The sequence below is a fragment of the Aeromonas sp. A600620 genome (assembly GCF_029479985.1).
Classification (GTDB): domain Bacteria; phylum Pseudomonadota; class Gammaproteobacteria; order Enterobacterales; family Aeromonadaceae; genus Aeromonas; species Aeromonas veronii_A.
This window is the reverse complement of sequence record NZ_JAAKXB010000002.1, coordinates 330,824-352,105: the sequence shown is the minus strand read 5'-3', so window position 1 is coordinate 352,105 and position 21,282 is coordinate 330,824. Positions and strand designations below refer to the sequence as shown.

At 61.1% G+C, this 21,282-nt stretch carries 16 protein-coding genes; 11 read left to right on the top strand and 5 right to left on the bottom strand.

What is annotated here, in order from left to right; all coding sequences use genetic code 11:
• The first annotated feature begins 55 nt into the window (after positions 1 to 55).
• The 8 genes from rsxA to gloA are packed head-to-tail and all read left to right on the top strand — an operon-like array spanning position 56 to position 7,769.
• Positions 56 to 637: an electron transport complex subunit RsxA gene (gene rsxA, locus G5533_RS04220; RefSeq protein WP_266135085.1), complete on the top strand. Its 582-nt coding sequence runs from the start codon at positions 56 to 58 to the stop codon at positions 635 to 637.
• 2 nt (positions 638 to 639) lie between these two features.
• A complete protein-coding gene (gene rsxB / locus G5533_RS04215; RefSeq protein WP_005350799.1) occupies positions 640 to 1,218 on the top strand; it encodes an electron transport complex subunit RsxB in 579 nt (192 codons plus the stop codon).
• Between the two features lie 14 nt (positions 1,219 to 1,232).
• Entirely contained in the window at positions 1,233 to 4,127 is a 2,895-nt protein-coding gene (gene rsxC, locus G5533_RS04210; RefSeq protein ID WP_441254533.1) for an electron transport complex subunit RsxC, read from the top strand.
• Between the two features lie 11 nt (positions 4,128 to 4,138).
• The gene (gene rsxD, locus G5533_RS04205) at positions 4,139 to 5,191 is read left to right on the top strand and encodes an electron transport complex subunit RsxD (RefSeq protein WP_005337606.1); all 1,053 of its coding nucleotides are present in this window, start codon (positions 4,139 to 4,141) and stop codon (positions 5,189 to 5,191) included.
• Positions 5,192 to 5,234: 43 nt separating this feature from the next.
• Positions 5,235 to 5,867 carry an electron transport complex subunit RsxG gene (rsxG, locus tag G5533_RS04200; protein WP_005359614.1) on the top strand — a complete coding sequence of 211 codons (633 nt, stop codon included), beginning with the start codon at positions 5,235 to 5,237 and terminating at the stop codon, positions 5,865 to 5,867.
• A gap of 15 nt (positions 5,868 to 5,882) precedes the next feature.
• Positions 5,883 to 6,644 (top strand): electron transport complex subunit E, encoded by a 762-nt coding sequence (locus G5533_RS04195; RefSeq protein ID WP_421254901.1) that lies wholly within the window; start codon positions 5,883 to 5,885, stop codon positions 6,642 to 6,644.
• Positions 6,645 to 6,657: 13 nt separating this feature from the next.
• The gene (nth, locus tag G5533_RS04190) at positions 6,658 to 7,299 is read left to right on the top strand and encodes an endonuclease III (RefSeq protein WP_005337609.1); all 642 of its coding nucleotides are present in this window, start codon (positions 6,658 to 6,660) and stop codon (positions 7,297 to 7,299) included.
• Between the two features lie 56 nt (positions 7,300 to 7,355).
• A complete protein-coding gene (gene gloA / locus G5533_RS04185) occupies positions 7,356 to 7,769 on the top strand; it encodes a lactoylglutathione lyase (protein WP_005347113.1) in 414 nt (137 codons plus the stop codon).
• Between the two features lie 86 nt (positions 7,770 to 7,855).
• Here gloA and G5533_RS04180 read toward each other — a convergent pair whose 3' ends face one another.
• Both G5533_RS04180 and G5533_RS04175 read right to left on the bottom strand, forming a co-directional pair.
• Positions 7,856 to 8,731 (bottom strand): flagellar protein MotY, encoded by an 876-nt coding sequence (locus G5533_RS04180; protein WP_005337611.1) that lies wholly within the window; start codon positions 8,729 to 8,731, stop codon positions 7,856 to 7,858.
• Between the two features lie 68 nt (positions 8,732 to 8,799).
• Positions 8,800 to 10,773 (bottom strand): methyl-accepting chemotaxis protein, encoded by a 1,974-nt coding sequence (locus G5533_RS04175; RefSeq protein ID WP_421254902.1) that lies wholly within the window; start codon positions 10,771 to 10,773, stop codon positions 8,800 to 8,802.
• 292 nt (positions 10,774 to 11,065) lie between these two features.
• Here G5533_RS04175 and G5533_RS04170 point away from each other — a divergent pair, with 292 nt between their 5' ends.
• Positions 11,066 to 11,983, top strand: coding sequence for an autotransporter domain-containing protein (locus G5533_RS04170; RefSeq protein ID WP_227343024.1), 918 nt, complete (start codon positions 11,066 to 11,068; stop codon positions 11,981 to 11,983).
• Positions 11,984 to 12,089: 106 nt separating this feature from the next.
• On the opposite strand, the gene katG is transcribed toward G5533_RS04170, so the two are convergent.
• A complete protein-coding gene (gene katG / locus G5533_RS04165) occupies positions 12,090 to 14,276 on the bottom strand; it encodes a catalase/peroxidase HPI (protein WP_441254531.1) in 2,187 nt (728 codons plus the stop codon).
• Between the two features lie 257 nt (positions 14,277 to 14,533).
• Between katG and G5533_RS04160 the strand changes: the two genes are divergently transcribed.
• The gene (locus G5533_RS04160; protein ID WP_421206484.1) at positions 14,534 to 15,391 is read left to right on the top strand and encodes a nuclease-related domain-containing protein; all 858 of its coding nucleotides are present in this window, start codon (positions 14,534 to 14,536) and stop codon (positions 15,389 to 15,391) included.
• A 48-nt stretch (positions 15,392 to 15,439) separates the two neighbouring features.
• Here G5533_RS04160 and G5533_RS04155 read toward each other — a convergent pair whose 3' ends face one another.
• On the bottom strand, positions 15,440 to 16,621 hold the full coding sequence (locus tag G5533_RS04155) for a DUF1615 domain-containing protein (RefSeq protein WP_421254904.1): 1,182 nt from the start codon (positions 16,619 to 16,621) through the stop codon (positions 15,440 to 15,442).
• A 257-nt stretch (positions 16,622 to 16,878) separates the two neighbouring features.
• On the opposite strand from G5533_RS04155, the gene G5533_RS04150 reads away from it, so the two are divergent.
• Entirely contained in the window at positions 16,879 to 17,913 is a 1,035-nt protein-coding gene (locus tag G5533_RS04150; RefSeq protein WP_421206506.1) for a sterol desaturase family protein, read from the top strand.
• A 124-nt stretch (positions 17,914 to 18,037) separates the two neighbouring features.
• Here G5533_RS04150 and carB read toward each other — a convergent pair whose 3' ends face one another.
• Positions 18,038 to 21,262 carry a carbamoyl-phosphate synthase large subunit gene (carB, locus tag G5533_RS04145; RefSeq protein WP_033113583.1) on the bottom strand — a complete coding sequence of 1,075 codons (3,225 nt, stop codon included), beginning with the start codon at positions 21,260 to 21,262 and terminating at the stop codon, positions 18,038 to 18,040.
• Positions 21,263 to 21,282: the final 20 nt, after the last annotated feature.

The following is a 21,282-nucleotide window of genomic DNA, read 5'->3' as shown; positions in this document are numbered from 1 at the left end:
GATAATACCGCCCGCCTTCAAACCCCGATAACCCGACTTTCAGTGACGGTAATTGATGACTGAGTACCTGCTTTTATTGATCGGCACCGTGCTGGTTAACAACTTCGTGCTGGTGAAATTCCTCGGCCTCTGCCCCTTTATGGGGGTCTCCGGCAAGCAGGAAACCGCCATCGGCATGGGGCTGGCGACCACCTTCGTGATGACCCTCGCCAGTGCCAGCTCCTATCTGGTGGAGCACTATATCCTGCTGCCGCTGGATATCGCCTATCTGCGCACCCTCGCCTTTATTCTGGTGATCGCCGTGGTGGTGCAGTTTACCGAGATGGTGGTGCGCAAAAGCAGCCCGACCCTCTATCGCCTGCTGGGGATCTTCCTGCCGCTCATCACCACCAACTGCGCGGTGCTCGGGGTGGCGCTGCTCAGCATCAATGAGCGACACGACTTTATCCAGAGCGTGATCTACGGCTTTGGCGCCGCCACCGGCTTCTCGCTGGTGTTGATCCTGTTTGCCGCCATGCGCGAGCGTCTGGTCGCCGCCGATGTGCCCGCGCCGTTTCGCGGGGTGTCGATTGCCATGATCACCGCCGGTCTGATGTCGCTGGCCTTTATGGGCTTTACCGGCCTTATCAAGATATAACCATGATCCATATTCTCTTTGCCATTCTGGTGCTCACCCTGCTGGCGCTGGCGTTCGGGATTATCCTGGGCTTTGCCGCCGTCAAGTTTCATGTGGAAGCAGACCCCATCGTCGATCAGCTCGATGCCCTGCTGCCCCAGACCCAGTGTGGCCAGTGCGGCTATCCCGGCTGCAAACCCTACGCCGAGGCGCTCGCCAACGGCGATCAGATCAACAAATGCGTACCCGGTGGCGAGGCCACCATGCGCAAGATTGCCGATCTGATGGGGGTCGAGCCCCAGCCGCTGGGGGGCAGTGACGAGGCCGCCGTGCCGGTCAAAAAGGTCGCCTTTATCCACGAAGATCAGTGCATCGGCTGCACCAAGTGCATTCAGGCCTGCCCGGTGGATGCCATCGTCGGCGCCACCAAGGCGATGCATACCGTGATTGCCAACGAGTGCACCGGTTGCGATCTCTGTGTCGATCCCTGCCCGACCGACTGCATCGAGATGATCCCGGTGCCCACCACGGTCGATAACTGGAAGTGGGATCTCAATAACGTGCATGTTCCGGGCAAGATTCCGGTCAAGATAGTGGAATAAACAGCGGAGCAACCATGCATTCCTTACTCGAACGTATCAAAGCCGGCACGCTCTGGGACTTTCACGGTGGCATTCACCCCGCCGACAACAAGCTGCAATCAAGCCAGAGCCCGGTGGTAGACGCCGGTCTGCCGCCACGCCTCATCATTCCGCTGCGCCAGCACGCAGGCCCCGCCGGCGATCTGCTGGTGCAGGTGGGCGACAAGGTCAAGAAGGGTCAGCCGCTGACCCGTTATGCCAAGGGGCGGGTCGTCCCTGTCCATGCCTCCACCTCCGGCACCATCACCGAGATTGGCAACCACACGGTTGCCCACCCCTCCGGGCTCGGTGATCTCTGTGTCATTCTCACCCCGGATGGGGAGGATGAGTGGGGCGAGCGCAATGGCAAAGCCGATTACTGGAATCTGGAGCGGGGCGAGCTGCTCGAGCGCATCCAGCAGGCAGGGGTCGCGGGCCTTGGCGGCGCCGTATTCCCCACCCACAGCAAGCTCGACGGCCGCGGCCAGCTCACCGAGATCCTGATCGTCAACGGGCTGGAGTGCGAACCCTATATCACCACCGACGATCGGCTGATGCAGCAGTACGCCGACGAGATCATGGATGGCATCCGGGTGCTCAAGCACCTGCTCAAACCGAAACTCACCCTGATCGGGGTGGAAGACAACAAGCCCGAGGCGATCGAGCAACTGACCCGTCACGCCACCGACGAAGATGTGCTGGTCAAGACGGTGCCGACCAAGTACCCCTCTGGCGGTGCCAAGCAGACCATCGAGCTGCTGACCGGCCGTCAGGTGCCCAAGGGGGGCCGCGCGGTCGATATCGGCATCATGGTGCTCAACGTCGCCACCGTGTTTGCCATCAAGCGCGCCATTATCGACGGCGAGCCGCTGATCGAGCGGATCGTCACCCTCACCGGCGACAGCTTCAAGAAGCCCGGCAACGCCTGGGTGCGCTTGGGTACGCCGGTACGCTGGCTGTTGCAGCGTTTCGAACTGCAACCGGAAGCGGAGCAGCGGGTGATCATGGGTGGCCCCATGATGGGCTTTACCCTGCCCCACGCCATGGTGCCTGTGGTCAAGGCCACCAACTGCCTGCTGGCGCCGACGCAGGCCGAACTGCCCGCCCCCGGCCCGGAGCAGCCCTGCATCCGTTGCAGCGCCTGCGCCGATGCCTGCCCAGCCACCCTGCTGCCGCAAGAGCTCTACTGGTACAGCCGGGCCAAGGAGTATGACAAGGCCGAGAAGCTCAACCTGATGGACTGCATCGAGTGCGGCGCCTGCGCCTGGGTCTGCCCCAGCGAGATCCCGCTGGTGCAGTACTACAAGATTGCCAAAGACGACATTCGCGAAGCCCGCGCCGAGGCCGAAAAAGCCGAGCGCGCCAAGCAGCGTTTCGAAGCCAAGCAGGCCCGCTTCGAGCGGGAGAAAGCAGCCCGCGAAGCGCGCCATGCCGAAGCCGCCGCCCAGCGCCGTCAGACCATGACGGCCGCAGGCGGCGAAGATCCGGTTGCCGCCGCCCTCGCTCGCATCAAGGCCAAGCAGGATGCGCCCATCACAGCCATTGCCGCCACCGCCGAGGGCTTGCCTGACAACAGCGCGGTGATTGCCGCCCGCGAAGCGCGCAAACGGGAAGCGGAGGCACGCCGCGCCGCCAAACTGGCGGAAAGCGCAAACAGCGAAACAGCCGCTGCGGCGCAATCCACCGAGGCGGTTGACCCCGCCAGCGATCCCAAGAAAGCAGCCATCGCTGCCGCACTGGCCCGCGCCAAGGCCAAAAAGGCCGCTCAGGCTGGCGATAGCGCCGAGCCTGTGACTGCCGAAGCCGTTGCTGCGCCTGCGGTAGATGCTGATCAGCAAAAGGCAGAAGTTGATCCGAAAAAGGCAGCAATTGCCGCAGCCATTGCCCGTGCCAAAGCCAAAAAGGCCGAGGCGAATGGTGAACCGGTAAGCGCAGCCAACAGCGCGGTAGCAGACGCAGGCTCGCAAAGCGATGCGCCTGTTGATCCCAAAAAAGCGGCAATTGCTGCCGCCATCGCTCGTGCCAAGGCCAAAAAGGCGGCCCAGCAGGGTAACAGCGCTGAGGACGATCTGAGTGCAAATACTGGCACCAGCGAAACGGCAGCAACCCAAAGCGATGCGCCATCTGCTGTCAGCGAAGCTGTCGATCCCAAAAAAGCGGCTATCGCTGCTGCCATCGCCCGGGCCAAGGCCAAGAAGGCGGCCCAGCAGGGTGACAGCGCAGAGGGCGACCTGACTGCAAATGCTGGCACCAGCGAATCCGCTGTAACCCAAAGCGATGCGCTATCTGCTGTCAGCGAAGCGGTCGATCCCAAGAAAGCCGCTATCGCAGCTGCCATTGCCCGCGCCAAGGCCAAAAAGCTGGCCCAGCAGGGCGAAAGTGCCGGTGTTGAGGATGCGAAGAGTGAGCCAGCTGCCAGCGCACAGACCCGCGACGTGGCGGTAGCCAAGAGCGAAGTAACCACCAGCCACAGCGATACGGCTGCAAGTGAAGCGGTCGATCCCAAGAAGGCCGCTATCGCCGCAGCCATCGCCCGGGCCAAGGCAAAAAAACTGGCCCAGCAGAGCGCAAGTACCAGTGCTGAGGTAGAAAATGCCGGTGCTGAGGTAGAAAGTGCCTCTACTCAGGTAGAGAGTGCCGGAACTGAGGGTGAGCGCGCACCGGCCGAGCCGATGCAAAGCGATGCAGCCAGCAGTGAGCAACCACTTGCCGTCACTGCCGTGCCTGAAGCGAACGCTCCTGCAGCTGATGCCCCGGTTGATCCGAAAAAAGCGGCCATTGCAGCCGCGGTGGCCCGCGCCAAGGCGAAGAAGCTGGCGGCCGAGGCAGCCAGAGCCGCAGAGACCGCCGCTGAAGATGCCCCGTCAGCCGACCGAACAACCACAAGGTAATCGACAGACTCATGTTCAATATTGCGACTGCGCCGTTTGCCCATAACCGCAAACAGACCCGAACCCTGATGCTGCTGGTGATCCTGGCCTGCGTGCCGGGCTTGCTGGCCCAGACCTGGTTCTTCGGCTGGGGCTCCTTTATCCAGATCCTGCTGGCGCTGGTCACTGCGCTGCTGTGCGAGGCGCTGGTGCTCAAGCTCCGTGGCCGCGCCATCAAGCCAGCCCTGATGGATGGCAGTGCGGCGCTCACCGCCGTGCTGATCGGCCTCTCCCTGCCGCCGCTGCTGCCGTGGTGGATGCTGGTGGTGGGCACGGCCTTTGCGATCATCGTCGCCAAACACCTTTACGGCGGACTGGGTCAGAACCTGTTCAACCCGGCCATGGTCGCCTATGTGCTGCTGCTGGTCTCCTTCCCGGTGCAGATGACCAGCTGGCTGCCGCCGGAGAGCGTGCGCGCCTACAGCCTCGGCTTTGGTGATGCGGCGTCGGTCATCTTCACCGGCTTTAGCCTCGACGGCTACAGCATGGCCCAGCTCAAGCAGGGGGTGGATGGTCTCACCATGGCAACTCCCCTCGATACCCTGAAAACCGGCCTGACTCAGGGGCTCACCACCGGCGAGATCCTGAGCGGCCCGCTGTTTGAGGGTTGGGGCGGAATCGGCTGGAGCTGGGTCAACCTCGGCTATCTGCTGGGCGGCCTGTTCCTGCTGCAACAGAAGGTGATCAACTGGCGCATTCCCACCGCCATTCTCGGTGCCCTGCTGGCGGCCTCCACCATCGGCTATCTGGTGAGCCCGGATGCGACTGCCACGCCCATGTTCCATCTATTCAGCGGCGCGACTATGCTGGGAGCCTTCTTTATCGCCACCGATCCGGTCAGTGCCTGCACCACGCCGCGTGGCCGACTGGTCTATGGCGTGCTGATCGGGGTGCTGGTCTACATCATTCGCCGCTTTGGCGGCTATCCGGATGCGTTCGCCTTCGCCGTGCTGCTGGCCAACCTTTGTGTGCCGTTTATAGACAGCCTGACTCGCCCGAAAGTGTATGGAGCTCGTCGCCAATGATGTTTCTGCCCTTTTCCCCCATCACAGCTGACGGAGCCCGGACATGTTAAAGAGCATGCGCAAGAACGGCCTTATTCTGGCGATGTTCGCGCTGGGCTGTACCGCACTGGTGGTACTGACCAACGAGCTGACCAAGGATAAAATCGCTCACCAGCAACAGCTGGAGAAGCAGCAGACCCTCTCGGTATTGCTGCCGGAGGGGAGCTATGACAACGATTTGGTGGCCAGCTGCAAGCAGGTGACCAGCAGGAAGTATCTCGGCAGCGATCAGCCGCAAGCCCTCTATACCGCCAGCAAAAATGGCGTGGTGACCGGCTATGCGCTGGAGGCGATCGCGCCGGATGGCTACAGCGGGGCGATCCGCATCGTGGCGGGCTTTGATGCCAAGGGCACCATCACAGCCGTGCGCGTGCTCGCTCACAACGAGACCCCGGGCCTGGGTGACAAGATCGAGCTGAAGAAATCGGACTGGATCAACAGCTTTGCCGGAAAATTCCTGACCCATGACAACGAGCCCCAGTGGGCGGTGAAGAAGGATGGTGGCGAGTTCGATGCCTTTACCGGCGCCACCATCACCCCGCGAGCCGTGGTCAAGGCGGTGAAGAACCTGCTTAAACTGCAGCAGGAGCAACCCGAACTGCTCAGCAACGCCCCGGCTTGCCCGGCGGCGAACTAACGGAGTCGAGCCGTCATGAACCAGATGGAACAGATTGAAACGGGCGCAGCCCCGATTGCCGAGCTGGAAAGCCGCAAGGGCGAGCTCAAGGAGCTGATGAGTCAGGGGCTGTGGAAGAACAACCCCTCGCTGGTGCAGGTGCTGGGGCTCTGCCCGACCCTTGCCGTCTCCTCCACCTTTACCAATGCGCTGGGGCTCGGCCTTGCCACCATGGCAGTGCTGGTCTGCTCCAACCTCGCCGTCTCGCTGGTGCGCAAGTGGGTGCCGAAGGATATTCGCATCCCGGTCTATGTGATGATCATCGCCTCGCTTGTGACCAGCGTACAGCTGCTGATGAACGCCTACACCTATGGCCTCTATCAGGCGCTCGGCATCTTTATCGCCCTCATCGTCACCAACTGCGTCATCATCGGCCGCGCCGAGGCCTATGCCTCCAAAAACCCGCCGCTGCTGGCGGCCCTCGACGGCCTGATGATGGGCCTTGGCTTTACCCTGGTGCTGCTGGTACTGGGCGGCATGCGCGAGATCATCGGCATGGGCACCCTGTTTGATGGCGCCGAGCTGCTGCTGGGCGAGTGGGCCAAGTCCCTGCGCGTCGAGCTGTTCCACGCCGATGCCAGCCTGCTGCTGGCGATTTTGCCGCCGGGCGGCTTTATCGGGCTGGGGCTGCTGATCGCCGCCAAGAACGCCATCAACGACTGGCGGGACCGCAAACAGGCAACCACTGTGGCCCACTGCAACGTTGCCCCGGCTCGCGTCCGGGCGACCGAACTATGATCGGACGCAAGGCATGAACAACCAGAAACGCAGAGAAATCCTCGAGCGACTGCGGGAAAACAACCCCCACCCCACCACAGAGCTCAACTTCAACTCGCCGTTCGAGCTACTGATCGCCGTGCTGCTCTCGGCGCAGGCGACCGATGTCAGCGTCAACAAGGCAACCGACAAGCTCTATCCGGTGGCCAACACCCCGCAGGCAATGCTGGATCTCGGGGTGGACGGGCTCAAGGAGTACATCAAGACCATTGGCCTGTTCAACACCAAGGCCGAGAACGTCATCAAGACCTGCGCCATCTTGCTGGAGCGCCACGGTGGCGAGGTGCCGGAGAACCGCGAAGCGCTGGAAGCCCTGCCGGGCGTCGGCCGCAAGACCGCCAACGTGGTCCTCAATACCGCCTTTGGCTGGCCCACCATCGCCGTCGATACCCATATCTTCCGGGTCTCGAACCGCACCGGCTTTGCGGTAGGCAAGAACGTGGATCAGGTGGAGGAGAAGCTGCTCAAAGTGGTGCCCGCCGAGTTCAAGCTGGATGTCCACCACTGGCTCATCCTGCACGGGCGTTACACCTGTCTGGCTCGCAAGCCCCGTTGTGGTTCCTGTATCATTGAGGACTTGTGCGAGTACAAAGAGAAGGTCTATCCAGAAAGCTGATAGCCTCGCAACCGAGATTGAAAGCAGTACACATCACCAACCCGGAGAACTGAGCAATGAGAATTCTGCATACCATGCTGCGTGTCGGCGATCTGCAACGCTCCATCGACTTCTACACCCGCGTCCTTGGCATGAAGCTGCTGCGCAAGAGCGAGAACAGCGAGTACAAGTACACCCTGGCCTTCGTCGGCTACGGTGACGAGAAGGATGAAGCGGTGATCGAGCTGACCTACAACTGGGGGGTGAGCGAGTACGAACTGGGCTCCGCCTACGGCCATATCGCGCTGGAAGCGGACGACATCTATGCCACCTGCGACGCCTTGCGCGCCGCCGGTGCCAAGATCACCCGCGAACCGGGCCCGGTCAAGGGCGGCACCACCGTCATCGCCTTCGTCGAAGATCCGGACGGTTACAAGATTGAACTGATTGCCAAGAAAGATGCCGGTACCGGGCTGGGTGACAGCTTCTAAGCTGCCCTAATCTCACGGCCTAATGGCAGGATCAAAAAAGAGCGCAGATGCGCTCTTTTTTATGCTTCTCTGACCGGGCCGCAAAGCTAGATCTCGCCATTTCGCCCCATGCTGATCACCACCCGCCGGTTCTTGGCACGACCCTGTTCGGTTTCGTTGGAGGCAACGTGCTGCTTCTCGCCATGCCCCTCCACCGAGATCTTGCCGGGATCAATCCCCAGATCGACAAACACCTTCTTGATGGCATCGGCCCGCTTCTCGGAGAGTTTCAGGTTCGGCCAGCGGCCGCCATAGCTGTCGCTGTAGGCATCGATCACCACCACGTCGATGCTCTTGTCCGCCTTGATAAACTCGCTGATCATCGCCAGCCGCCGCTTGGAGGGGATGGAGAGCTGATCGCTGTTCTTGTCGTAGGTAAGCACGCTAAAGGCGATATCGTTGAAGCTGTAGGGCAACAGCCCGCTCAGACAGTCGATAAAAGCCTGATATTTCACCCGAAAGTTGACTGACGAGAGGGACACTCGCACCGCGCGGTTCTGGCGATACCAGTCCCGATACTGGAAGGTCGGCATCCGCCCCCCCTCCAGCTCGTCGAGCATGGTCCAGGCAGTCTGCCCCTCCACCAGTCCATCAAACTGCTGATAGAAGCGCAGTTGACTCACTTCTCGCCCGGCTATTCCCGGGCGCCATACCGGTGGCATGATGCCAAGGCTCACCGTCTGGGTCTGGGCCTGCGGCCGCTTGCCCTTGAGCTCGAAGTCGAGGTTTATCTTGCGCCCGGCGCGGCTGACAAAGGCCCCCGTTCCCCAGTTGGGAATAGGGTGCTCGAGGCGACACTCAATCTGGGTATCGGAGGTCAAACGCCAGACGGATTGATCCAGACCGGCACCAAATTCGGTGACCCCAGCCTGTAACTGCATACTCACGGATATGCTGACCAACCCCAACACCCAAGCGTTCAATTGCTTGCCCTCCACACGATCTCACAAGGGGTATCGGCCAGGGAGGGACAAGCTTTAGCGCAAATGGATCAGTGGGGAGAGGCTCTCTCTATCAACTTGAAGCTGGCAATTCGTCCAGCCAGCTCCCGAGCCAACTGATCCAGTTCGACACTATTCTGCTGCAGGGTGACCGAGTGCTGGCGATGGGCCTCGTACACTTCGCGGATGGTCATTACGTTGTGCTGGATATCGTCCGTTACGTAGCGCTGCTGCTCGGTTGCGGTAGCCACCTGTGCCGTCATGTCACTCACCTTGCGCACCTCATTGACGATGTCGGTCAGCTCGTGACCCGCCCGCTGCGCTTCACTGACACTGAGGCCCGCCTGCTCGCTGCCCGACTGCATGGCCACCACCGCCTGAAGGGCTCCAGCCCGCAAACGGGAGAGCATCTGTTCGATATCATCTGCCGCCTGCTGGGTACGGGCAGCCAGTGAACGAACCTCATCGGCGACCACGGCAAAGCCGCGCCCCGATTCACCGGCACGGGCTGCCTCAATGGCGGCATTGAGGGCCAACAGATTGGTGCGATCGGAGATCTGCTTGATGAGGTTGAGTGCCTCGACGGCGGACTCGGTATCCTGATGCAGGTTGTTGACCAACAGCCGGGTCTCGTCGAGGGTGCCAGCCACCTGCTCGATGGCGGCGATAGTCTGATCCACCTCCTTGTCCCCCTGCCGGGCACGGCCAATGGCCTGCTGGGTCGCCAGTGAGGTCTGGGTCGCATTGCGAGCAATTTCGGCCACCGTCGAAGCCATTTCCGTTGCGGCGGTGGCAACCAGTTCAACCTGACCGACGCCACGCACCACACCTTCATTCACTTCGGCAATCACCTCGCTGGAGTTGCTGGCACTACGGGTCAATATCTCACAGGAGCGGCGCACCTCCAGCAATAAGCCTTCCAGATGCTGCAGAAAGTGGTTGAGATCCCGCGCCAATGCCCCAAGCTCGTCACCCGATTGCCAGTTGACCCTCACCGTCAGATCATTGTCATTGACGAGCCGTGAAAAGGTGCGATGCAGAGCGACGAAGCCCAGATGCACATCCCGCAGCACCTTCCAACTGATGAGGGTAGTCAACAGCAGGCAGCACAGAACCGCCATAGCCCCCCACCAGAAGTTGCGCTGACTCTCTCCCTGCATCTGCTCAACCCGTTCGAACAACTGCTGGAAGAGCTGATCTTCGCCCTGTTTGAGCTGGTCGATCTTCTCGGTGCTCACGGCAAACCAGCGCTCCGGATCGACGCCAAAGCTCCCCTCGGTCATCTTGCCGAGGGCGAGCTGCTCATATTTCGCGACCTCTGCCATCACCGGACTCTTCTCAATTTGCTCAAGCAGGCGTCGCTGCGGCTCGCTTGCCACGGCGCGAAAACGCTCCAGATAGCTCTGCTGGGCAGCGAGCAGGGACATAAATTGCTGCAAGGTAGCCGGGGTGAAACTCCCTTTGGCAAAGACATTGCTGAGTGTCGCCCGCTCCATCCCCATACGCTCCTTGTTTTGCAAAAATGCGGCGTAGGCATTGGTCTGCAAGGCAATAGCGGCATCCTGGCTACGCAGACTAATCTCATCCACGACCTTGAGCAGAGAAGCAATCAACTGGCTATAAAAGGCGACCTGACGGGGGGCCTCTATGGCCAGTTTGTCCACCTGATCGCGGATCCCCATCAACTCGCGCAAAGCCAGATCCACCTGCTCGTGGGCAACCTCCCTCTCCAACCCCTGAAAGCGATGAATGGCTTCATCAACCTGTTGCCGCTGACGTGGCAGGGCATCTGCAAATTTGCGCCCTTCAGAGCCGATAAACCCCGCCGACATGCCACGCTCCTTTTGCAGCTCGTGCACCAACTGGGCGCTGCGTTCGACCACAGTCAGCTGCTGCAGGGCTTGCGTCATCTCATGGGTCACCCGATATCTGTCGTATGCGTAGTGGCTGGCGAAAAACAGCAGCGCCAATAACGGCAGGCAAATTGCCAGCAACATCTTGCCGGCCAATCCGAGTCTGTTCATCCCGCACTCCTGTCATTTTTATCAACGCGTTGATTATATCCGGCCTGCTCGCTTATGCCGCTGACGACATCTGCCATTGGCCAGAACCATGAGCTGCATCAACCATTTTCTGTAGATGGCCACGCAGCCCCCCCATAGCCCAGCCCAATGGTCAGGTCGAGACAGCCAGAGAGAAACTCGCTACAGTAGATCAGGGCGACAGGAGGTCGCTTTTTTGGGGAATCCAGCCATGAAACACCCGCTCTGCCCGCTTTACCGTCTGGGTTGCGCCCTCTTCGCGGCGACCCTGCCCATGGCGTCACTCGCGGCCAGTAACAACCTTGACGATCAGGAGGAGGACTGGGCGCAAAAACGGGCCAATGCGGTGATCTCGCTGATGACTTTCAGCGTGGTGCCGGACATCACCGCCAGCAACCTGGACATCGGTAGCAGCACTGGCCAATCTTCTGCGCTCAACATGGGGCAACTGGGAGGCGGCGCAACCCTGAGCGAAGCCGTGCCCATCTATCTGGAGGGGGCGCTGGGCTACAGCCGCTACGACCCCCAGTTTGTGATAAGCAATGGTACCGAAAGTCGCACCATACCGACCAAGTGGAATAGCCTGACCGCCTCGGGCGGGATCGGCTGGGATGTCACCCTTCACAAAGATCCGCGTGGCGGCCACTGGGTGCTGCGCCCCATAGCCAACGTCTCGCTCGGTACCATGGCCAGTGACCTGCGGATCGGCAACTGGCTGCTGGATCGTACCAAGGGCTACTCGCTGGACTTTCTCGATGGGGGTCAGCTCAATATGTACGGGCTGGGTGGCTCGCTGATGCTCGATTACGAACTCTTTTCACCGGCCCAGGACATAGATGCCGAACTGCGCTACTCCTATCAGCACCTGCAGAGCTTTGGCGGCACCTCGACCAGCGTCCGTGGTCACGCCGAGGCGGAGAACCTCGGCCTCTATCTGCGCCGCCGCGCCCCGCTGTTCCACTGGACCCTGCTCGACAGACCGGTGCGCTATGTACTGGAGGGGGCTCATACCGCATATCTGGGGGAGCAACGGGGGTTGCTTGGCTTTGACTCCCTCAACTCCATCGGCGCCGGTCTGGAGCTGGACAGCAGCAAGTACGACATCATTGTCACCCGTACCCGGCTGGTTGCCCGCTACATGTTCAGCCACAACACCAGCGGTTATTCCATCGGGCTGGCCATGAGCTTCTAACCCGGGCTGCCAGAGGGCCACCCTCCGAGTCGCATCATGCAGCTATCACCGCCACCATAAAAAACGCCAGCCTTGCGGCTGGCGTTCTCATTCAGGTTGAAGTGACTTATTTCAGATCGAAACGGTCATTGTTCATCACCTTGACCCAGGCCTTGACGAAGTCTCGGACGAACTTCTCCTTGCCATCTTGCTGGGCATAGACCTCGGCGTAGGCACGCAGCACCGAGTTGGAGCCAAACACCAGATCAACCCGGGTAGCAGTCCACTTCACCGCACCGCTCTGGCGATCCACGATCTGGTAACTGTTGCGGCCAGTCGGCTGCCAGCTATAGGCCATGTCGGTCAGGTTGACGAAGAAGTCGTTGCTAAGCACCCCGACCCGGTCGGTAAAGACGCCGTGGGCCGACCCGCCATGGTTGGTGCCAAGCACCCGCATACCGCCGACCAGCACAGTCATCTCGCGGGCGGTAAGCCCCAGCAACTGGGCACGGTCGAGCAGCATCTCCTCCGGCTGCACCTTGTAGTGCCCCTTCTGCCAGTTGCGGAAACCGTCGTGCACCGGCTCGAGGAAGGCGAACGACTCGGCATCGGTCTGTTCGGCGCTGGCATCGCCCCTGCCAGGCGCAAAAGGGACGACGATATCGACGCCGGCAAGTCTGGCCGCCTGCTCCACCGCGGCGCTGCCCCCCAGCACAATCAGGTCGGCGATGCTGACCGGCTTGCTCAGGGTGGCCTGCAGGGCGATCAGGGCGTTGAGCACCTTCCCGAGGCGAGCGGGCTCGTTGCCTTCCCACTCTTTCATCGGCGCGAGGCGGATGCGAGCACCGTTGGCTCCGCCGCGATAATCGGAGCCGCGGAAGGTGCGGGCACTGTCCCATGCGGTGGCGATCAAATCGGCTGGCGCCACGCCGCAGGCCAGCAGTTTGGCCTTGATCTCACTCACCTCTTTGTCAGAGAGCTGGTAATCCACCGCCGGAACCGGATCCTGCCACACCATGACTTCGCTCGGCACTTCCGGCCCCAGATAGCGGCTGCGCGGCCCCATGTCGCGGTGAGTCAGCTTGAACCAGGCGCGGGCAAAGGCGTCGGAGAAGAGCGCCTGATCCGCGGCAAAGCGCTCGGAGATCTCCCGGTATACGGGGTCAAAGCGCAGCGCCATGTCCGCATCGGTCATGATGGGGTTGCAGCGGATGGAGGGGTCTTCCACGTCCACCGGACGATCTTCCTCCTTGATGGCGACGGGCTCCCACTGCCAAGCACCGGCCGGGCTCTTCTTGAGCCACCAGTCGTGGCCCAGCAGCATCTTGAAGTAGCCGTTGTCCCAGCGGGTCGGGTTGCTGGTCCAGGCACCTTCGATCCCGCTGGTCACCGTATCACGGCCGATACCGCGGCTCTCGTGGTTGATCCAGCCAAGCCCCTGTTCGTGCACATCCGCCCCTTCGGGGGCTGGTCCCAGTTTGGCTGCGCTGCCGTTGCCGTGGGCCTTGCCGACGGTGTGGCCACCGGCGGTGAGGGCGACGGTCTCTTCGTCATTCATCCCCATACGGGCAAAGGTGACGCGCATGTCGTGGGCGGTTTTCAGGGGATCGGGATTGCCATCCACCCCTTCCGGGTTGACGTAAATCAGCCCCATCATCACCGCGGCCAGCGGGTTCTCCAGATCCCGTTCGCCGCTGTAACGGCTCCCTTCGCTACCGCTCGGTGCCAGCCACTCCTTCTCGGAGCCCCAATAGACATCTTTTTCCGGATGCCAGATATCCTCGCGGCCACCGGCAAAGCCGAAGGTCTTGAGCCCCATGGATTCATAGGCGACGTTGCCCGCCAGGATCATCAGGTCAGCCCAGGAGATCTTGTTGCCGTACTTCTGTTTGATCGGCCACAGCAGACGGCGCGCCTTGTCGAGGTTGCCGTTGTCTGGCCAGCTGTTGAGGGGAGCGAAGCGCTGGTTGCCGGTGTTGGCACCGCCGCGTCCGTCGGTAGCGCGATAGCTGCCGGCGGAGTGCCAGGCCATGCGGATCATCAGGCCGCCATAGTGACCCCAGTCTGCCGGCCACCAGGGCTGGCTGTCGGTCATCAGGGCATGCAGATCGGCTTTGAGGGCATCGTAATCGAGGCTGTTGAAGGCATCGGCATAATCGAAAGTCTCATCCATCGGATTGGTCTTGCTGTCATGCTGGTGCAGGATGTCGAGGTTAAGGGCATTGGGCCACCAGACTTGATGCTCCTGGCTGGCAGAGGTATTGGCACCGTGGGCAAAGGGGCACTGACCGGCCCCGCTAGCGTGTTTGTCCATCTATCAGATCCTCATTGTGGTCATAATGACGGCGAAACCCTTCGCTTCGCAGTAGAGACTAGCCTACCCCCCACCAGTCACTTAAAAAACCGAATAAAAAAGTTCAATTCAATCTGGTTTTGCGATTGAACTATCTCGTCACCGGGTAACAAACAGAACAATGCAGGCGCTGGCAGAGTAGTAGTGGCATAGATCACACACGCTTGTTGAACCCACTGTTAACATGTTGCCATTGCACATCAGACGACAGCGTTGAAATGGACTTCACACCCGTTATTGCGATTCTACTGGGCCAGTTCTGGTATCTGCTGCCCCTGTTGTTGATTGCCACCCTGATCAAAACGCCCAGGTTCAAGGGGATGGTTGGGGAGGCATTTATCAACTTGGGCATCCGGCTTTTTCTCGACCAGCGGGAGTACCACCTGCTCAAGGATGTGACGCTGCCAACCCCGCAGGGCACTACCCAGATCGACCATGTGATCATCTCGCGCTTCGGGCTATTTGTGATCGAAACCAAGAACATCAAGGGGTGGATATTTGGCAATCCAGCCCACAAGAGCTGGACCCAGCAGCTCTATCGCCGCAGACATACCTTTCAAAATCCCCTGCGCCAAAACTATCTGCACCTGATGACGCTCAAATCCTTGCTGGGTCTTGCTGATCATCAGCTCCATTCGATTATTTACTTTACTGGCGACTGCACCTTTAAAACCCCCATGCCGGATAACGTGATGAACCGCGGGCTTATTCGCTATATCAAGAGTAAAACCACGCAGGTGTTGACCTCTGCCGAAGTCACCAGAGTGATCGACACCATCCAGCGGGGACGACTGGCCGCCAATTGGCAGACCCATAAACAGCATGTGGCGCAGCTAAAGGCGCGCCACAACCAACCTGCCATTCCCTCTTCCCCAAGCAATAACGTCAGCATGGTAAAAGAGGAGCTCCCCATCCTTCATGACACGAGTCACGCCCAGCAGCGTTGCCCGAAATGCGGCAACGCCATGGTGCTTCGCACCGCACGTCGTGGCAGCAACAAGGGGGAACAGTTCTGGGGATGCAGCGCTTACCCGAAATGCCGGCAGATAATCACGCGGCAAGCTGAAGAGCGGTAAACATCGGAAACAACAAGGGCGGCCAATTGGCCGCCCTTGTTGTGTTTCTTAGCGAATGGTCGCCATCTGCCGCACGCAGCGCTGCTCCCTGTCATCCACCCGCTTGGCAAACCAGGCGGTGGTGAGGTTGCGGGTGATCTTGGGGCTTTTCAGCTGAATGCCCGGCAGGATGGCGCGGGGCAACCGCTTGCCCGCTTTCTGGTCTGCCAGCGTGAACACGCGATGATAGAGGTCGCTCTGGCCAAATTCGGCGGTATCGCCGAGTTTCAGGCTCTGATGGATCGCCTGCTGACTCATGTTGATCCGGCTGGCAATGGTATAGACCGCGAGTTCCGTCTTGCCCGGCAGGTCGGAGTCATAGCGGATCAGATCGCCATCCAGAGCCAGCGTGGTACCGCTCAAACGGCTGACGGCGGCCTGAAAGGCGGCGTTGCGACTGGCATACCAGCCGGCGTTGAAGTCAGCGAAACGGTAGAGGGTATCGGGGTACTCCGCCTCATAACCGAAGATATGTTTGGTGCCAAACCAGATACCGCCGCGACGGGTAAAGACTTCGTGGCGGATGGACTCCTTGACCGGATAGGGGTAACCACGGGTATTGGCCTCGGCAAAGGCGATGCTCACCTGCATCGGGCCGCCGGTGTGCACCGGGTTCATGTTGCCAAACAGGGTCTTGCCCATCGGCAGCATGCTGATCATGTCTTCGAAAATTTCGCTCATCTCCCGCTCGGTGCGAAGCGCATCGATGCGCTCGGCATAGCTCTTGCCTGTCGGCGAGTTGATGGAGAGCGCGGCCCGCACCATAAACTCGGGGATCAGCAGCTTGGCCGCCCGCGAGTTGATCTCCTTCCAGGCGATCTTGCCAAGGCCCGGCACCACGGGATCGGCCTGATAGGTCGCCTCCTGCTCCGCTACCGCCAGCACGGTACAGACGTTGTGGTCATTGACTGTCACCCCCTGGGTAGTGAGCGCCGTCACCACATCGTTGGCCCACCCCTGCTTGTCGACCACATGGCGGGGCAGAAACCTCACGATGCGGCTCTTCATATCCGCCGGCTTGCGCGGCTGCATGGCTGGCGGGGTCGCCTTTTTGGCGGGCGTAGTTGCGCCCGTTGTGTCGCCAGGCGCCGGGGCAGAAGCGGGATCGCTGGCACAGCCGGCCAGCAGCAAGGGGATCAGCAGCGCCAGCGTGCGCATGGCGGGGGAAACAGAAAAGAGAGAGAGCGTCATCGGATATCCGGTACTGAGGCTGGAGGCAAACCCGCCAGGCGGCGGGCGCACACATGATGGCTCATTGTAGAGAATTGATCCACAAGGCTAAAGTCCCATCACCTCGCCCCTCTTCCTGACCAGACAGGGGTTGCCGCAACAGGAGCGCCCCCAGATATGACCAGATAACAGGTATGACCCGACAACAGACATGGGCTTTTATCGAGAGTTGTTTACATTTAGAATGCTGCCGCCAGGATGCTCACGGTATGGACCCTATGGATACGCTCGCCCATCTCTTTGCTTACGTGCAGCAGTGGCTGCTCACTCCGATCTGGCACTGCCTGACCGGACTGTTTGACTTCAACGGGCGGCTGGGCCTCCCCTTTCTGCTGATATCCGGCCTCATTGCCTACCTCCTCTACCGTGTGCGCCGGCACCAGCAAGGCCCCGCAGCGGGCAGTTTCGCCGGTTTTCTCGGCGGCCGTGCCATCTGGCTGCATCCCTCCGCCCTGCTCGATTATCAGTATTATCTGGTGCGTGCCCTGCTCCATGTGGCCCTGATCGTGCCGCTCCTGACCCTGCTCAACCCCTGGCTTTTGCAGGCAACGGATATTACCTCCGCGCTCACCCGTCTGTGGGGGGAGCGTCCCCGTCTGGCCGAGGCTAGCTGGCTGATGATGCTTTACGGTCTCGGGGTATTTCTGGTCAGCGATTTCGTCCACTACTGGCTGCACCGTCTCTTTCACAGCCGCTGGCTGTGGGAGTTTCACAAGGTGCACCACAGCGCCACCGTGCTGGTACCGCCGACCGCCAGCCGCATTCATCTGGTGGAGAAGCTCGCTGAAATCCTGCTCAAGGGGAGCGCTCTCTCCCTCTACTCCGGTGCCTTCTACTGGCTGTGCGGAGGAACCGTGCGCCCCTACACACTGTTTGGGGTGGGCTATCTGGTGCTGATCTTCAACTCGCTGGCCGCCAATTTGCGCCATAGCCATATCTGGCTGTCGTTTGGCCCGCGGCTGGAGCATATCTTCAACAGCCCGGCCCAGCATCAGATCCACCACAGCCGGGATCCCCGCCACTTCAACCACAACTTCGGGATCAACCTGTCGCTGTGGGATTGGTGGTTCGGCACTCTTTACGTCACCAACCACCAGCCAGAGCCCCTCACCTTCGGGGTCGGCCCGAAAGACAATGTGCGCTACAGCCGCCTGAGCGCGCTGATCCTGCGCCCCTTTCTGGTCACGGCCCGCAAGCTGTGGCATGCCCTGCCCCGTCCACGCAGTCGCAAGCCGCAGCCTGATTTACGGTAGTTACGCTCTTCGCCCCATAAGTCCAGTCCTCGCAGCACCCACCCCGTCGTCATAAAAAAGCCCCCGCCATTACTGGCGGGGGCTTGTCATCTATGCGGAGCGAGCATGGCTCGCGCGCAGAGCGTTAGCGGTTGTTCACCCGCTCGTGCAACTCCTGCACCGAGTTGACGCTGGCAGTGGCATCCACACTGATGGCCATGCAGGTCGCGAATGCCTCGTTCATGGTGGTGGTATACGCCACCTTGTTCTGCAGGGCCGCGCGGCGCAGCTGCTTGGAGTCCTCGATGGCCACCCGCCCTTCGGCGGTGTTGACGATGTAGGTGTACTCGCCATTCTTGATGCGGTCGAGAATGTGCGGGCGACCTTCGTGCACCTTGTTGACCAGACGCGGGTTGATGCTCGCCTCGCCCAGCGCGACAGCGGTGCCGTGGGTGGCGTCGAGCTCGTAACCCAGCTCCAGCAGCTTGGCGGCCAAATCGACCACCTGTGCCTTGTCGCTGTGACGCACTGACAAGAGAGCACGGCCCTCTTTCGGTACGGCGTGGTTGGCACCCAGCTGCGCCTTGGCATAAGCCTCGGCAAAGCTGCTGCCCACCCCCATCACCTCACCGGTGGAGCGCATCTCCGGCCCCAGCAGCGGGTCAACCCCCGGGAACTTGGCGAACGGCAGTACCACCTCTTTCACCGAGTAGTAGGGCGGGATGATCTCTTTGGTAAAGCCCTGCTCTTTCAGGCTCTGACCGGCCATCACGCGGGCGGCAATCTTGGCCAGCGGCGCACCGGTCGCCTTGGAGACGAACGGCACGGTACGGGCGGCACGCGGGTTCACCTCGATGAGGTAGATGTCATTGCCCTTGACCGCGAACTGCACGTTCATCAGGCCGATAACACCGAGCTCCAGCGCCAGCTTGCGCACCTGCTCGCGGATCTCGTCCTGAATCTTCTTGGACAGGGTGTAGGGCGGCAGGGAGCAACCGGAGTCACCGGAGTGGATACCGGCCTGCTCGATGTGCTCCATGATGCCGCCGATAACCACATCGGTACCGTCGCAAATGGCATCCACGTCCAGCTCGGTGGCATCGTCCAGGAAGCGGTCCAGCAGTACCGGCGATTCGTTGGAGACGCTCACCGCCTCGGCGAAGTAGCGACGCAGGTCGGTCTCGTCGTAGACGATCTCCATAGCGCGGCCACCCAGCACGTAGGAGGGGCGAACCACCAGCGGGTAGGTGATGCGCTCGGCCACCACAACCGCCTGCTCCAGCGCGGTGACGGTGCCGTTTTCCGGCTGCTTGAGACCGAGGCGCTCGACGGCAGACTGGAAGCGCTCGCGGTCTTCGGCGCGGTCGATGGCATCCGGGCTGGTACCGATAATCGGCACGCCGTTGGCTTCCAATGCCCGTGCAAGCTTCAGCGGGGTCTGGCCGCCGTACTGGACGATAACGCCCTTGGGTTTCTCGATGCGCACGATTTCCAGCACATCTTCCAGGGTCACCGGCTCGAAGTAGAGGCGATCCGAGGTGTCGTAATCGGTGGAGACGGTCTCCGGGTTGCAGTTGACCATGATGGTCTCGTAACCGTCTTCGCGCAGGGCCAGCGCCGCGTGTACGCAGCAGTAGTCGAACTCGATGCCCTGACCGATGCGGTTCGGGCCGCCACCGATGACCATGATCTTGTCGCGGTCGGTGGGGTTGGCTTCGCACTCCTCGTCATAGCTGGAGTACATGTAGGCGGTGTTGGTAGCGAACTCGGCGGCGCAGGTATCGACCCGCTTGTAGACTGGGAAGATGTTGTGGCGGGCACGCAGCTTGCGCACCTCCCCTTCGGCCACACCGAGGATCTTGGCCAGACGCGCATCGGCAAAGCCCTTGCGCTTGAGGGCGCGCAGGAAGTCGGCATCGAGACCGGCCATGCCACGCTCTTTCACCTCTTCTTCCAGCTTCACCAGCTCTTCAATCTGCACCAGGAACCAGGGGTCAATCTTGGTCAGCTTGAAGATGCCGTCCATGGAGAGGCCGGCGCGGAAGGCGTCGGCGATGTAGAAGATACGCTCGGCACCGGCATCCTGCAGCTCGTGACGGATGCGGGTCAGGGAGTCCGGGGCGTTCAGATCCACCATGGGGTCGAAGCCCGCCTTGCCAGTCTCGAGACCGCGCAGAGCCTTGTGCAGGGACTCCTGGAAGTTGCGGCCGATGGCCATCACTTCGCCGACCGACTTCATCTGGGTCGTCAGACGGTCGTTGGCACCAGCGAACTTCTCGAAGTTGAAGCGCGGCACCTTGGTCACCACGTAGTCGATGGCCGGCTCGAAAGAGGCCGGAGTGCGACCGCCGGTGATGTCGTTCATCAGCTCGTCCAGGGTGTAACCGATGGCGAGCTTGGCGGCGATCTTGGCGATGGGGAAACCGGTCGCCTTGGAGGCCAGCGCAGAGGAGCGCGACACCCGCGGGTTCATCTCGATGATGACCATGCGGCCATCTTTCGGGTTGATACCGAACTGGACGTTGGAGCCGCCGGTCTCGACGCCGATCTCGCGCAGCACCGCCATGGAGGCGTTGCGCATCAGCTGGTACTCCTTGTCGGTCAGCGTCTGGGCTGGCGCGACCGTGATGGAGTCACCGGTGTGGATACCCATGGGGTCGAAGTTTTCGATGGCGCAGACGATGATGCAGTTGTCGTTGCGATCCCGCACCACCTCCATCTCGTACTCTTTCCAGCCAATCAGCGACTCGTCGATGAGCAGCTCTTTGGTCGGAGAGAGATCCAGACCGCGCTCGCAGATCTCGACGAACTCTTCGGTGTTGTAGGCGATGCCGCCACCGGAGCCACCCATGGTAAAGGAGGGACGGATGATGCAGGGGAAGCCAACCATCTGTTGCACGCCCCACGCCTCTTCCATGTTGTGGGCGATGCCGGCACGCGGGCACTCCAGGCCGATGCTGCGCATCGCCTTGTCAAAGCGGGAGCGGTCTTCGGCCTTGTCGATGGCGTCGGCGGTGGCACCGATCATCTCGACACCGAACTCGGCCAGCACGCCATGCTTCTCCAGCGCCAGTGCGCAGTTAAGCGCAGTCTGGCCGCCCATGGTGGGCAGGATGGCGTCCGGGCGCTCTTTCTTGATGATTTCGCGCACTACTTCCCAGGTGATGGGCTCGATGTAGGTGGCGTCTGCCATCTCCGGGTCGGTCATGATGGTGGCCGGGTTGGAGTTGACCAGAATGACGCGGTAGCCCTCCTCGCGCAGGGCTTTGCACGCCTGGGCGCCGGAGTAGTCAAATTCGCAGGCTTGGCCGATGACGATGGGGCCGGCGCCGAGGATCAGGATGCTCTGAAGGTCATTACGTTTTGGCATGAAACTCTTTCCTCTATTTC